This is a genomic window from Nonomuraea sp. NPDC049480, assembly GCF_044465905.1.
Classification (GTDB): Bacteria; Actinomycetota; Actinomycetes; order Streptosporangiales; family Streptosporangiaceae; genus Nonomuraea.
Window position 1 is genome coordinate 89,373 of record NZ_JBITMD010000001.1, and the last position, 13,813, is coordinate 103,185.

The 13,813-nt window shown below is 68.6% G+C and carries 11 protein-coding genes; 5 read left to right on the plus strand and 6 right to left on the minus strand.

Going from position 1 to position 13,813, the window contains the following annotated elements; all coding sequences use genetic code 11:
- Position 1 precedes the first annotated feature (1 nt).
- Positions 2–424, minus strand: a complete 423-nt coding sequence (locus ACIBX3_RS00420; protein ID WP_397111588.1) for a roadblock/LC7 domain-containing protein — start codon at positions 422–424, stop codon at positions 2–4.
- Complete coding sequence (locus ACIBX3_RS00425) at positions 421–3,300, minus strand: nitrate- and nitrite sensing domain-containing protein (protein WP_397111589.1); 2,880 nt, start codon at positions 3,298–3,300, stop codon at positions 421–423. The genes ACIBX3_RS00420 and ACIBX3_RS00425 overlap by 4 nt, the downstream gene beginning before the upstream one ends.
- Positions 3,301–3,790: 490 nt before the next feature.
- On the opposite strand from ACIBX3_RS00425, the gene ACIBX3_RS00430 reads away from it, so the two are divergent.
- The 5 genes from ACIBX3_RS00430 to ACIBX3_RS00450 all read left to right on the plus strand — a co-directional run bounded on the left by ACIBX3_RS00430 (position 3,791) and on the right by ACIBX3_RS00450 (position 8,626).
- On the plus strand, positions 3,791–4,723 hold the full coding sequence (locus tag ACIBX3_RS00430; protein ID WP_397111590.1) for an ABC transporter substrate-binding protein: 933 nt from the start codon (positions 3,791–3,793) through the stop codon (positions 4,721–4,723).
- Positions 4,720–5,496, plus strand: coding sequence for an ABC transporter permease (locus ACIBX3_RS00435; protein ID WP_397111591.1), 777 nt, complete (start codon positions 4,720–4,722; stop codon positions 5,494–5,496). The genes ACIBX3_RS00430 and ACIBX3_RS00435 overlap by 4 nt, the downstream gene beginning before the upstream one ends.
- Positions 5,493–6,284 carry an ABC transporter permease gene (locus ACIBX3_RS00440; RefSeq protein WP_397111592.1) on the plus strand — a complete coding sequence of 264 codons (792 nt, stop codon included), beginning with the start codon at positions 5,493–5,495 and terminating at the stop codon, positions 6,282–6,284. Before ACIBX3_RS00435 ends, ACIBX3_RS00440 begins: the two co-directional genes overlap by 4 nt.
- 86 nt (positions 6,285–6,370) lie before the next feature.
- Complete coding sequence (locus ACIBX3_RS00445; RefSeq protein WP_397111593.1) at positions 6,371–7,306, plus strand: methyltransferase; 936 nt, start codon at positions 6,371–6,373, stop codon at positions 7,304–7,306.
- Positions 7,307–7,516: 210 nt separating this feature from the next.
- The gene (locus tag ACIBX3_RS00450) at positions 7,517–8,626 is read left to right on the plus strand and encodes an ABC transporter substrate-binding protein (RefSeq protein WP_397111594.1); all 1,110 of its coding nucleotides are present in this window, start codon (positions 7,517–7,519) and stop codon (positions 8,624–8,626) included.
- A gap of 290 nt (positions 8,627–8,916) precedes the next feature.
- On the opposite strand, the gene ACIBX3_RS00455 is transcribed toward ACIBX3_RS00450, so the two are convergent.
- From ACIBX3_RS00455 to ACIBX3_RS00470, 4 genes are all read right to left on the minus strand, one after another.
- Positions 8,917–9,504, minus strand: coding sequence for a GTP-binding protein (locus ACIBX3_RS00455; RefSeq protein ID WP_397111595.1), 588 nt, complete (start codon positions 9,502–9,504; stop codon positions 8,917–8,919).
- Positions 9,485–9,916, minus strand: coding sequence for a DUF742 domain-containing protein (locus tag ACIBX3_RS00460; RefSeq protein ID WP_397111596.1), 432 nt, complete (start codon positions 9,914–9,916; stop codon positions 9,485–9,487). Before ACIBX3_RS00460 ends, ACIBX3_RS00455 begins: the two co-directional genes overlap by 20 nt.
- Positions 9,916–10,338, minus strand: coding sequence for a roadblock/LC7 domain-containing protein (locus ACIBX3_RS00465; protein WP_020546542.1), 423 nt, complete (start codon positions 10,336–10,338; stop codon positions 9,916–9,918). Before ACIBX3_RS00465 ends, ACIBX3_RS00460 begins: the two co-directional genes overlap by 1 nt.
- 67 nt (positions 10,339–10,405) lie before the next feature.
- A complete protein-coding gene (locus tag ACIBX3_RS00470) occupies positions 10,406–13,222 on the minus strand; it encodes a nitrate- and nitrite sensing domain-containing protein (protein WP_397111597.1) in 2,817 nt (938 codons plus the stop codon).
- Positions 13,223–13,813 lie beyond the last annotated feature (591 nt).

A 13,813-nucleotide genomic window follows, 5' to 3' on the forward strand; every position in this document is an offset into this window, starting at 1 on the left:
ATCACCTGGTCTGACTGGCGCGCAGCTCCGCGCGCACAGCCGGGGTCAGCACCTGACCGGCGCGATCAACCATCAACGTCATCTGGTACGCCACCAAACCCATGTCGCAGTCCGGCGCCGCCAAGACCGCGAGGCACGAGCCGTCGCTGATCGCCATGATCAGCATGAGCCCGCGCTGCATCTCCACGATCGTCTGATTGACCGCACCGCCCTCGAACACCCTGGCCGCGCCGTGCGTCAGGCTCACCAGGCCCGACGCGATGGCGGCCAGCTGGTCGGCCCGGTCGGCCGGGAAGCCGGACGAGGCCGCCAGCGGCAGCCCGTCGGACGAGACGACCACTGCGTGCGCGACCCCTGGAACGGTACTGACGAAGTCGGTGATTAACCAGTCCACCCCGCGTGCCGCGTGGCTAAGGTCGTTCACGCGCCCTCCTCCCCATTGTTACTCCTGGGGCCGGACCCGTACGTCCTGCCCTCGCTGATGTCGTCCCGCGCGGCTCTGAAGCCTTGCTGGAAGTTCGAAAGGCGGCTGCGCACCCGGTCGGGCGAGATCGTCGGCATGGGCGCGACGCCCTTCGGCGCCGAGACGGCCTCGGCGGAGCCGGGCACCAGGTTGGCCTTGGGCACCCGCTTGGGGAGCCCGGAGGCGGTGGCCCCGTCGCGCACCGGTTCCACGACGGCCTGGGCGGCACTCCAGCCGGCGTCGGCCTTGGCCGAGCTCCAGGTGGCGTCGCTGTCGCCGGTGTGCTCGAACCAGGCGGACTCGACCGAGGCGAAGATCGGCAGGTACTCGTCACCGGCCGAGGCGGGCTTGACCACGGGAATGGGCCCGGTCGCCGCGGACTCCGTCTCGGGGAAGTCGTAGCGCTGCGACAAAGCGCTCGGCTGCTGTTGCTCGGCACCCCGCGTCCAGGCGCTCGGCTGCTGTTGCTCAGCACCGCGCGTCCAGGCGCTCGGCTGCTGTTGCTCAGCACCGCGCGTCCAGGCGCTCGGCTGCTGTTGCTCGGCAGGACCACCCCGCCGGGGCAGCACGGTCTCTCCCGTCACGGGTCCGCGCGAGGACACCCACACGTCGGACGAGGGAGCGGGGTTGTCGGCCATCCAGTTGCCGCCGCCGTTGTCGGCCGGCCACTTCGGCGCCGACGACCAGGGCGTGCTCGGCGCCGACTCCGACGGATACGACGGATACGACGGGTGCCCGGGACCCGGCTGGTAGCCGCCGGCCGGCCACTGGGCGGCGGCCGCGGGCTGCGGCGTGGGGAACGGCTCCTCGCGAACGGCGTTCGCGGGCGCGGCGCCGGTGAACGAGGGGGGCGCCTGCGCGCCGAGCAGGGACTCGGGAATGAGCACCATGGCGGTCAGGCCGCCAGTGCCGTGCGGGCGCAGCTGCACCCGGATGCCGTGCCGGTGCGCCAGCCTGGCGACCACGAACAGGCCCATGCGCCGCGACACCGACACGTCCACGGTGGGTGCGTGCATCAGGCGCTCGTTGGCGGCGGTGAGTTCGTCGCCGGTCATGCCGATGCCGGAGTCGCTGATGGACAGCATCACGCCGCCGCCGTCGATCCTGCTGCCGGACACCGTCACGCGGGTCTCGCGAGGGGAGAACGACAGCGAGTTCTCCACCAGCTCGGCGATCAGGTGGATCACGTCGTTGACGGCCTGGCCGGCCACGGAGACGCCGTCGGGCACCTGGAGGACGACCCGCTCGTAGTTCTCCACCTCTGACAGCGAGGCGCGTGCGACGTCCACGAGCTTGACGGGCTTGCTCCAGCGGCGCGGCGGTTCCTGGCCGGCGAGGACCAGGAGGTTCTCGCTGTTGCGGCGCATGCGGGTGGCCAGGTGGTCGAGCTTGAACAGGTTCGCGAGCCGCTGCTCGTCCTGCTCGCCCTGCTCCAGCCCGTCGATGAGGGTGATCTGCCGCTCGACCAGCGTCTGGCTGCGCCGCGACAGGTTCACGAACATCGCGTTGACGTTGGTGCGCAGCCGTGCTTCCTCGCCGGCCAGCCGGACCGCCTCGCGGTGCACCTCGTCGAACGCCCGCGCCACTTCGCCGATCTCGTCCTTGGAGTTGATCTCGATGGGCGGCACGCGGAGCTCTTCGGGGCTCACGTCCGTACTGCGGAGCTGGCGCACGAGGTCGGGCAGGGTATGGCCGGCGATCTTCAGTGCGTCGCCGCGCAGGCGCCGGAGCGGCCGCACCAGCGAGCCGGCCATGACCGCGGTGATCGCGAGAACCAGGACCAGCAGCGCGGCGACGATCGCGATGTTGAGCGCGGCGAGTTGCCGGTCGCCGCTGGCGACGTCGGCGCTCCGAGTGGCGATCTGGGTCCCGAGCGCCTTCTGGACCTGGAAGAGCCGGTCGATGGTCTCGCTGATGGACTCGAACCAGCGGTCGGCGTCGTTCGCGGCGTCGAGGTCCAGCCTGCGCAGGCTGGTCTTGTTGTTCTGCAGCAGGATGGCGCGGTCGATGTAGAACTCGGCGCGGCCGATCTTCTGGCTGGCTACCGTGTCGTCGAAGGCCTGCCTCTGGTCCAGCGTGGCGACGGCGAGAAAAGCCGCGCGCTCGGCGTCGCGCCGGAAGGTGGCGTCGAGGAAGGCGTTGAACTCGGTCTCTTCGAACCCGGGGATGGGTTTGGCGAGCGCCATCGTCAGCGCCGCGCGCTGCTTGGACGCCTCTTCTCCGGCTCGGGCGATGGCACGCAGTCCGTCACTGGTGGAGATCAGTTCCTCGTCCGTCGCGCCCTGGCCGAGCTCCTCGTAGAGCTGCAGCATCTCGGCGATCGTCTCGGAGTACTTCTCCATCGTCGGCAGCGGCGGCAGGGTCGACTTCGTCACCGTGTCACGCAGGGACTTCAGCTGGTTGAGCCGGATCTTGAGGCGTTCGAGGTTCCTGCGGCCGATGTCCGACAGGGAGGGCTCGACGACCCTGGCGGTGAACAGGACACGGTTGACGCTGATGTCGACGACGCCCTGCTGTTCGACGAGCCGCTGCTGCGTGGCCGCCGTCCTGCCGGCGGCGGCGAAGCGGGTGGCCAGGTCTCTCTCGAGGCCGAGGTCGCGGGAGAGCTCGCCGACATGGCTGATCAGCGTGCCGACCTCGCCGATGACCTGGTACTGCTGGGCACTGGAAATCGAGCCGGTGACCCGCAGGGCGCCCAGGATCACGGCCACGAGCGTGGGGATGGCGATGAGGGCGATGAGGCGGCTGCGTACTCGCCAGTTGCGCAGCGCGAGCGGGCTGCCCGGCTTGGGCAGCTCAACGTCCGGCACCTCGCCGTCCACTGGCTTCTCGGGCACATCTGGGGCCGTGCCACGACCGGGGTCGGTCGTTTTTGTCCTCACTGGTGGCAACCTCTCGCCATGGCCTGCTTCGGGGGTCTCAGCGGCTTCGTCGCGCAGACGGGTGATCGCAGGCTAGTTCGAGGCCCAATTTGAGCACAAACATCATACTTCAGCCAACGTCTCAGCCGTTTTCAACCGTTCCAGCTCACACATTGTTCACGTCGCAAGCCCTCGAACACGGAGCGCAACTACAACACCAGTTCGGACAGACGACCCTCAAACGGTCTTTATCCCCATATTTACATCTACAGACGCTTACTGCCATATTGATCCGATAACCCGGCGATACGAGGCGCAGGGCCACCCGATCAGATCCCCCTTCCGGTACGCTTCACGCCCGGTATCCTGTGCCGATCTCCAAAGACTTCCCCCTCGTAGGAGAACCCCCCCAATGACACGCAAACTGCGCTGCAGCGCCGTCGTACTCGGCGTCGCAGTCGCTCTAGTGCTAACTGCCTGTAGCGGCTCCGACAGCTCCACGAGCGCGTCGGCCGGCGCCAACGGCTTGGAGAAGACCACCATCAAGGTCGGGGCGATCCCGATCCCTGACTCCGTATCGCTCTATGTCGCCATCAACAAGGGCTACTTCAAGCAGGAGGGCCTGACGGTCCAGCCGGAGGTCATCACCGGTGGCGCGGCCGCGATGCCGAAGCTCATGAGCGGCGCCCTCGACGCCACGCTTCAGAACTACGTGTCGGGGTTGGTGGCCTTCAGCGCGGGCCAGAAGATCAAGCTGGTCGCGGAGGCCTCCCAGGGCGCCCCGAACACGTTCGTCCTCATGGTTCCGAAGGACTCGCCCATCAAGACGGTGGCGGACCTGAAGGGCAAGACCGTCGCGGTCAACACCTTCAACAACATCGGCACGCTCGCCGTTGAGACGCAGCTCAAGGTGGCCGGGCTCACCAAGGCCGACGTCAAGTACAAGGAAATCCCGTTCCCCGACATGACCAACGCGCTCAACACGGGCCTGGCCGACGCGGGCTGGATGGTCGAGCCCTTCATCACGACCAGCCAGAGCACGGTGGGCTTCCGCAAACTGGCCGACACGATGACCGGCCAGACCGAGAACTTCCCCATCTCCGGTTGGTCGGTCACCGAGGACTGGGCGAAGAAGAACCCGAAGACGCTGGCCGCGTTCCAGCGAGCGATCGCCAAGGCGCTGAAGGACCTCTCGACCGACCGTAAGGAGCTCGAGGTTACCCTGCCGAAGTACACGAAGATCGACGCGAAGACCGCGTCCGTGATCACGCCGCTCACCTACCCGACCGAGCTGACCGCGAACCGCCTGCAGAAGGTGGCCGATCTCCTGCTCGAGTACGAGTACATCAAGAGCGCGATCGACGTGAAGTCCATCATCGTGCCCCCTCCGGCCGGATGACCGGTACTCGAGTGCTCCGCGGCGCCGCCGGCGCCGCGGGGCTCCTTGTCATCGGGGAGCTGCTCGTCCGCTTCGTCATGAGCGACGACGTGACCTTCCCGGCCCCCTCGACCATCCTGTACGAAGCCGCGCGCCTCCTGGTCGACACCGATTTCCTGACGGGACTCGGCACGACCCTGACGAACTGGGCGTTCGGCCTGCTGATCGCGATCGGGATCGCCGTCCCCCTGGGCGTGCTGCTCGGCGCACTGCCGCCGGTGGAACGGGCCATCAGGCCCGTGCTGGAGTTCATGCGCCCGATCCCCTCGGTCGCGATCATCCCGCTCGCCATCCTGCTGATCCCGGTGGACGGGCTGATGAAGATCTCGGTCATCGTGTACGCCTGCATGTGGCCGATCCTGATCAACACCCTCTACGGCATGCACGACGTGGACCCGCAGGCCAAGGAGTCCTTGCGCAGCTTCGGCTTCGGCCAGCTGTCCGTGCTCGCCAGGGTGAGCCTGCCCAGCGCCGCCCCGTTCGTCGCGACCGGGGTCAGGATCGCCGCGGGCATCGCGCTGATCCTGGCGGTCAGCGCCGAGCTGCTGGCCGGCGGGGCCGCCGGCATCGGCGTCTACGTGGTCACGGCCAGCAGCGGCAACCGGATGGACCTCATGATGGCGGCGACGTTCTGGGCCGGGATGTTCGGCGTGATCGCGAACCTGACGCTGCTGGCCGGGGAGCGCCGCCTGTTCCACTGGCACCGCATGCGGACGGGAGCGCAGGAGTCGTGAAAACCCTCGTGAAGGCCGGCGCCAGGCTCTGGGTCGTCCCCGTGGTGCTCGTCGCCTGGGAGCTCATCGCGCGGGGGCTGGAGGACATCAACTTCCCCCCGCCCACGACGATCGTCGCCCGCATGTACGAGCTGTGGTTCTCCGGGCCCGTCTCGCGGATCTTCCTCACCGACGACGCGGTGGGCAACCTGTTGCCGAGCCTCGGCCGCATGTTCAGCGGCTGGGCCCTGGCCGCTGTGCTCGGCATCGTGCTCGGCGTCGTGCTCGGCCGCTCGCGGACGGCGACCGACTACGTGGACCCACTGATCGAGTTCGGCCGGGCCATCCCGCCGCCGCTGCTGCTGCCTGTGTTCATCGTGCTGTTCAAGGCCGGGCTCACCATGCAGCTGGCCTCGATCGTGTTCGGCGTGATCTGGCCCGTGCTGCTCAACTCCATCGACGGGGTCAGGGCCGTGGACCGCACGTACACCGAGACGGCCAGGGTCTTCAACCTGTCGAAGGCACAGTACCTGCGCGTGGTGGTCCTCCCGGCCGCCTCGCCGAAGATCTTCGCCGGGCTCCGGCTGAGCCTGTCGCTCGCGCTGATCCTCATGGTCATCTCGGAGCTGTTCGGCAGCACCGACGGCATCGGCTACCAGCTGCTGCAGGCCCAGCGCAGCTTCGACGGCGCGGGAGTGTGGGCCACGATCGCCCTGCTCGGGGTGCTGGGCTACCTCGTGAACTCCGTGTTCGTGCTCGTGGAGCGGCGCCTGCTCGTCTGGCACCGGCAGGCCACCCGCAACGCGTGATTCATCTGGAAGGACTCATGCCGCATTCCGACGGCCTCCTCTGGGGAGCCGTAGGCGATTTATCCCGTTTCGCAGCGCTCCTGACCATGGCGGAGCTGGGCCTGGCCGACCACCTGGCGAACGGCCCGCTCGACACCGCCGAGCTGGCCAGGCGCTGCGGCGCGCACGCGCCCTCGCTGCGCCGGGTCCTGCGCGAACTGGCCGGCATGGACCTGGTCCGCCCCGCCGGCACGGACGCCCACGACCTCACCGCGAAGGGCACCGCCCTGCGCTCGGACGTCCCCGACTCGGTCCGCTCCTCGATCCGCATGCTCGGCGAGGAGAGCTTCTGGTACGCCATCGGCATGCTCCCCGCCACGGTGCGGGAGGGCAGCTCGGCCTTCGTGAAGCGGTACGGCCACCTCTACGACCACTTGGCGAAGAACCCCGCGACGAGCAGCATGTTCGACGAGTACATGACGCGCCGGGCCCTCACCTTCACCGTGGCCCTGGCCAAGCGGTGCTCCTTCCCCTCCACCGCGACCTTGGTCGACGTGGCCGGCGGCAAGGGCCACATCCTGGCCACGGTCCTGCACGCCAACCCGCAGATGCGCGGCATCCTGTTCGACCTGGAGCACGTCGCCGCGCACGCGGAGCGGACGCTGGCCGCGGAGGGCCTGTCCGACCGGACGGAGGTCGTCTCCGGCGACTTCTTCGCCTCGGTGCCGCCTGGGGGCGACGTCTACCTGCTGGCCAGCGTGCTGCACAACTGGGACGACGAGGACGCCGTCAAGATCATGCGCAATGTCCGCCGGGCCATGAACCCCGGCGGCCGCGTGCTGATCCTGGAAGTGGTGCTGCCCGACGACGAGACGCCGCATCTGGGCAAGGACATCGACCTGCGGATGCTGGCCATCTTCAACGGGGGCACCGAGCGCAGCCGCGAGGAGTATGCGGTGCTGCTCGGCCAGGCCGACCTGACGCTCAGCGACGTCGTCGAGCTGAGCGCGGATGCGAGCCTCATCGAGGCCGTCCCCCGCTGACATCCGTCCTCGCACGGCTCGACCTACCAGGCAGGGGCATGCTCCCGGTGCTGCCAGGGCAGTCAAGGGGCACGATCGCGGCGCCGGGCTCGGCGGCTTCTCCACCGCGGTGAACCCCACCCGGCTGCAGAGCGTGGCGGACCTGATTCTGGAGTTCGGCTACCTCAAGACGAAGTACGACATCAACACCATCCTGGCCCCAGGAGTCTCGTGATCGCTCCGAACATTCCCAGCGCACCCCGGGCACGCGGGCTCCGCGGCCGCGCGTTCGTCCTCGGCCTCGCGCTCGTTCTCGGGCTCACCGGATGCGGCGGCGCGGCCGAGGCGCCGCTGCCCATCGTTCACGGCCTCGAGAAGACCTTGATCAGGGTCGGAGCCCAGGCCACCGCCTACCCCGTGGCGCTGTACATCGCCCTTGCCCAGGGCTTCTTCAGGGAGGAGGGACTGACGGTCGAGCCCATCTCGATCACCGGCGCGGACGCGCTGCCGCAGATCGAGAGCGGCCTCCTGGACATCTCGCAGGCCAACTACGTCTCGACGTTCCGGGCCGTCAGCCGGGGCAAGCAGGTCAAGCTGATCGCCGACATGTTCCAGGCGGCTCCCGGCACCTTCGCCCTCATGGTCCCCAAGAACTCCCCGATCAGGACGGTGGCCGATCTGAAGGGTAGGACGATCCTGGTCAACAGCCTCAGGAACATCGCCACACTGGCCGTGACGACGCAGCTCAGAGCGGCCGGCCTCAGCGAGGCGGACGTCACGTTCAGGGAGATGCCCTCCCCCGAGATGGGGGAGGCGATCCACGCGGGACAGGCCGACGCCGGGCTGATCATCGAGCCCTTCATCGCGGCCAACCGGGGCGCACTCGGCTTCCGTACGCTGGCCGACGCGATGACGGGCCGGACGGCGGACCTGCCCGTCGCGGGGTGGATGGCCACCGGTGATTGGGTGCTGCGGCACCCGAAGACCATGGCCGCGTTCCAGCGGGCGATCTCCAAGGCGCAGCAGCTCGCCGCCTCCGACCGCAAGACGATCGAGACCACGCTTCCGATGTACACGATGATCGACGCCAAGACCGCCTCGGAGATCACCCTGGGCTCCTACCCGAGCCGCCTCGATCCGGCTCGACTGCAGAACCTGGCGGACCTCATGCTCGAGTACAAGTACCTGCGCAGACCGGTCGACGTACTGTCGATGATCGTCCGCAGCACCGGGCCGGCCACTCCGAGCTCGATGTCCTCGGCCTCGCCCGGGGTCAGGCCGCCGGCCGGGAGCGCCAGGGCGCAGTCGATGGCCGGATGCGTGAAGTGGTTCGCCGGGTAGGGCTTGTAGACCTACGCAGGGCACCCTCCTCGGTCCCATAGCCGTGCACGCTGGACCGATGGCGTCCGAAGGGACGTGCCACACGGGCCGGGGGCTTTGCCCACCGGCACCAGGGCACGAAGACGATCGGTGCATGCCCGGCATTTCGCCGTGCACTATTCCTCAGGATCGCTAAACCGATCAGAGACGCTTGGAAGAAGCCGAACCGGCCCTCCAGCACGCGGGATGGCTCCCCTTTCCATCACCACAATGACCTTTAGACAGTACAGGTGACGGAGGGGGCCTCTTCGCTAGCCGCCCCAGCCCGGCACGGCCATCCGCACCGAGAGGGCATGTTCGACGAGGTTGATCAGTGTGCTCTTCACCGAGTCCTTCTTGCGGGCGTCGAGCCGCACCAGCGGGATGTGCGGCGCCAGCGTCAGGGCGTCGCGCACCTCGGAGTCGCTGTGCGGATACTGGCCGTCCCAGCCGTTGACGCCCACGATGAACGGCAGCTGGGCCTCTTCGAAATAGTCGATCGCCGGAAAGCTGTCGGCAAGACGGCGCGTGTCCACCAGCACGACGGCACCGATCGCGCCGCGTACGAGGTCGTCCCACATGAACCAGAACCGGTGCTGCCCGGGCGTGCCGAACAGGTACAGGATCAGGTCACGATCGAGGGAGACCCGGCCGAAGTCCATCGCCACGGTCGTGGTCGACTTCAGCGGCGTCATGCCCAGGTCGTCGATCCCCGCGGAGGCGTCGGTCATCACCGCCTCCGTGGTCAACGGCATGATCTCCGACACCGCACCGACGAACGTCGTCTTGCCCACCCCGAATCCCCCGGCCACGACGATCTTCGTCGAGGTGAGGCCGGGGCTAGAGCCTGCGAAGTCCACTGAGCACCCTTTCGAGCAGATTGACGTCGGGCCGACCGGCGTCCAGCTGTGGCTGATGCACGCGGACCAGGCCTTCGGCCGCCATATCGGCGATCAGCACGCGGGCCACGCCGAGAGGGATCCGCAGCAGGGCCGACACCTCCGCCACGGACCGGACCTGCCGGCACAGTTCGCTGATCGCCCGGTACTCCGGCGTGATATGCGAGAACTCCCGCTGCTCGGCCGTGGCCGAGGACACCAGAGCCTCCATCGCCAGCTTGACCCGCGGCGCCGTCCGTCCACCTGTCACCGCGTACGGGCGGACGGGCGAAGCGGGATCTGGGTTCAGCTGCGACTGGGACTGGGGCTGTGAGTGGGGCTGTGACTCTGGCGCCCAACCGCCGCTGGTCCATGTGGGGTCTGACACGTACATCACCTGGTCTGGCTGGCACGCAGCTCCGCGCGCACAGCCGGGGTCAGCACCTGGCCGGCGCGATCGACCATCAGCGTCATCTGGTACGCCACCAGACCCATGTCGCAGTCCGGGGCGGCCAGCACCGCCAAGCACGAGCCGTCGCTGATCGACATGATCAGCATGAGCCCGCGCTGCATCTCCACGATCGTCTGATTGACCGCACCGCCCTCGAACACCCTGGCCGCGCCCTGCGTCAGGCTCACCAGGCCCGACGCGATGGCGGCCAGCTGATCAGCCCGGTCGGCCGGGAAGCCGGACGAGGCCGCCAGCGGCAGCCCGTCAGATGAGACGACCACCGCGTGCGCGACGCCCGGTACCGTGCTGACGAAGTCGGTGATTAACCAGTCCACCCCGCGTGCCGCGTGGCTCAGATCGTTCATGGGCCCTCCTCCGCCGGTCCCATGAACGAGACTCGGCTGTGTTCAATGGGTCGCTCGCTTCGCTCGCTCATGCGCCCTCCTCTCTGTCGTCGCTCCAACGGCTCGAGGGACTCGAGGGCAGCGCTCTGCCCTCGCTGATGTCGTCACGCGCCGCCCGGAATCCCTGCTGGAAGCTCGAGAGCCGGTTGCGCACCCGGTCCGGCGACACCGACGGCATCGGCGTCACGCCCTTCGGCGAGGTCGCCGTGGCCGCCGAGCCGGGCACCAGGTTGGCCTTGGGCACCCGCTTGGGCAGCCCGGCCGCCGTCGACTCGCCGCGTACCGGCTCCACGACCGCCTCGGCCGCGTTCCAGCCCTCGTCCGCCTTGGTCGAGTTCCAGCTCTTGTCACGCCCGAACCAGGCGGACTCCACCGCGGCGAAGATCGGCAGGTAGTCGTCCCCGCCGGAGGCCGGCGCGGCCGACGGCATGGGACCCGTCGACGCCGACTCGGATTCGGAGATGCCGAACCCCGGCCGCTGCGGCGGCATGGTGTCGCCGTTCCAGCCGCCGGGGGGCGGCTCAGGGGGCGTGGGACGCTTGGGCAGGCTGCCGCCGTTCCAGGACGAGCCGCGGGGCGTCGACCAGACGTCGTTGTCGAATCCGCCGACGACGCGTGGCTCGGAAGGCCAGGCGCCCGGGTCGGGCTGCCACTGGGGCTGCGCCGGCCAGCCACCCGCCTCCGGGTTGGACGGGAAGGACGGGTGGCCGGGCCCCATCTGGAACGTCGGCGGCGCCGGCCAGTCCGTGGCCGGGGGCGCGGGATGCGGCCCCGAGTACGGCTCGTCCCTGCCGCTCCCCGCACCGGAGAAGGCCAGCGGCTGATCGCCGGCGAACGCGGGCGGCTTGTTGAACGGCGACGGCTGATCGCCGGCGAGCGGCGAGGGCGGGTCGCCCGCGAACATGGGCGGCGGGTTGAACGACGGGGGCTGGTTGCCTGAGTAGGACGGCTGGCCCGGGAAGGTCGGGGCCTGCGAGCCCAGCATGTTCTCCGGGATGAGCACCATCGCGGTCAGGCCGCCGGAGGCGTGCGGGCGCAGCTGCACCCGGATGCCGTGCCGGTGCGCCAGCCTGGCGACCACGAACAGGCCCATGCGCCGCGACACCGACACGTCCACGCTGGGCGCGTCCGTCAGCCGCTCGTTCGCCTGGATCAGCTCCTCCTGCGTCATGCCGATGCCGGAGTCGGTGATCGACAGCATCACGCCGCCGCCGTCGATCCTGCTGCCCGACACCGTCACGCGCGTCTCCCTCGGCGAGAACGACAACGCGTTCTCCACCAGTTCGGCGAGCAGGTGGATCACGTCGTTGACGGCCTGGCCGGCCACCGAGACGCCGTCGGGCACCTGGAGCACCACCCGCTCGTAGTTCTCCACCTCCGACAGCGACGCCCGCGCCACGTCGACCAGCTTCACCGGCTGGCTCCACCGGCGCGGCGGGTCCTGGCCGGCCAGCACCAGCAGGTTCTCGCTGTTGCGGCGCATGCGGGTGGCCAGGTGGTCGAGCTTGAACAGGTTGCCGAGCCGCTGCTCGTCCTGCTCTCCCTGCTCCAGCCCGTCGATGAGGGTGATCTGCCGCTCGACCAGCGTCTGGCTGCGCCGCGACAGGTTCACGAACATCGCGTTGACGTTGCTGCGCAAGCGGGCTTCCTCGCCGGCCAGCCGGACCGCCTCGCGGTGCACCTCATCGAACGCCCGCGCCACCTCACCGATCTCGTCGTGCGTGTTCACGCCGATCGGGACGACGGGACCGACCGTGCCGTCGCCGCTCTCGCGCAGCTGCTGCACGGTCTCGGGCAGCCGCTGCTCGGCGATGTCGAGCGCCTCGCGGCGCAGCCTGCGCAGCGGCCTGATGAGCGAGCGGGCGATGAGCGAGATGATCGCGAGCACCGCGAGCAGGAGGATCAGGATGAGTCCGCCGGAGATCATCGCCGATCGGTTGGCGCCCTCTTCCAGGGTGCGGGCCCGCAGGATCACGGAGGAGGCCAGGTCCTTCTCCACGGTGCGGAGCGCGTCGATCTTGCCTGTGCTGGCCTCGAACCACGTGGTCACGTCCCTGTTGGACGGCACGCCGATGCTCAGCTCCTTGCCCTCGGCCGACTGCGCCATGGCCCGGAGCCGGAACAGGTCTGTCTGGTCGACGTCCCTGCCGACGACCGTGTTGCGGTAGAGCTCCAGCTGGTCGAGGTTGGCCAGCGTGGCGAACAGGGTCTCCTCGCTCTCCTCGCGCGACTTGGCGTCGGTGAGCGCGTCGAGCTCGCCGCTGTCGAAGCTCTTCTTGTCCAGCGCGCTGGCCAGGATGCCCCGCTGCTTGGACGCCTGCTCCTTGGCCCGGGCGATCGCGGCCATCGAGCCGGCGCTGCGGGCGACCTCGTCGTCCACCGCGACCTGGCCGACCTGGCCGTGGAACTGCAGGAGGGTCGCGATGATCTCCGAGTACTTCCGGATCACCGGCAGCGGCTGGATCTTCCCGTTGACCGCCGTGTCGCGCAGCGTGGGGATCTCGTCCAGGCGCCGCAGCACCGGTCGTACGGCCTCGGCATGGGTGTCCATGAGCCCGCGCGCCCGCTGCTCGGCCTCCTCGATGAGGCCGTTCACGCCGCTGTAGGTGGTGCGCAGCTGGGCCTCGCGGTTCTGGGGGCGTCCCTGGGCGATGTAGAGCGCGGTCTCGTCGCGTTCGAAGGACAGCTCGTGGGTGACGGCCCCGAGCTGCTCGCTGAGCTCGGCGACCTCGCGGAGGTTCTGGTAGGTGTTGGCGTCGTTGAGCGAGGTGATCACGTTCAGCCCGCCGAGTCCCACGGCCACGGCCGTGGGAACGACGATCAGCGCGACGAGGCGCGACCGCACGTGCCAGTTGCCCAGTCCGAACCTTCCAGAGGAAGGTTTGGACAGCCGTCGCTTCTGGTGCGCGTGCGGCTCGCGGTCAGCGGAAGCTTCAGCGCTCTGCGTTCTCACTTGCCTTCGCAACCTCTCGCCCCGGAGGGGAATTCTCGGTGACATGCAGGTAAATGCACGTGGGGCAATATGTACGTCGAGATAAGCGCCATTTGAGCACACGGGTTAGCACGGGCCAACCACCGAAAGTGCCCCGATGAGGTGTTTATCCCGTATTGTCCGAAAAATACGACAGAATCGGTAGACCGCCATCCACCTGGGGAAACAGGCAGCGAGAGATCATCCCGCGAGCCGAATCCAGACCCGCGGACAAGATCGAACGCCCTGTATCATCCGTATCCGAAGTCCCGCCGCCACCACCTTTCCCAAAAAGGACAAACACTAAGTTTCTTACGGTCCGTCAAAATTCACGATATAGCGGCAATCGGACATTGCAACCACAAGTGTTATCTTCGCGATAATGACCACCAATTTGGTGCTACGGTCGATCCCTGTTGTGCGTCAGGCACGCAGCCTCCGGCAGCAGAAGCCGCCCGGTCCCCC

Coding starts and splice junctions, on each gene's coding strand:
- ACIBX3_RS00445 (WP_397111593.1), top strand. CDS start 6,371: ATGGCGGAGCTGGGCCTGGCCGACCACCTGGCGAACGGCCCGCTCGAC.
- ACIBX3_RS00460 (WP_397111596.1), bottom strand. CDS start 9,916: ATGTACGTGTCAGACCCCACATGGACCAGCGGCGGTTGGGCGCCAGAG.
- ACIBX3_RS00435 (WP_397111591.1), top strand. CDS start 4,720: ATGACCGGTACTCGAGTGCTCCGCGGCGCCGCCGGCGCCGCGGGGCTC.
- ACIBX3_RS00465 (WP_020546542.1), bottom strand. CDS start 10,338: ATGAACGATCTGAGCCACGCGGCACGCGGGGTGGACTGGTTAATCACC.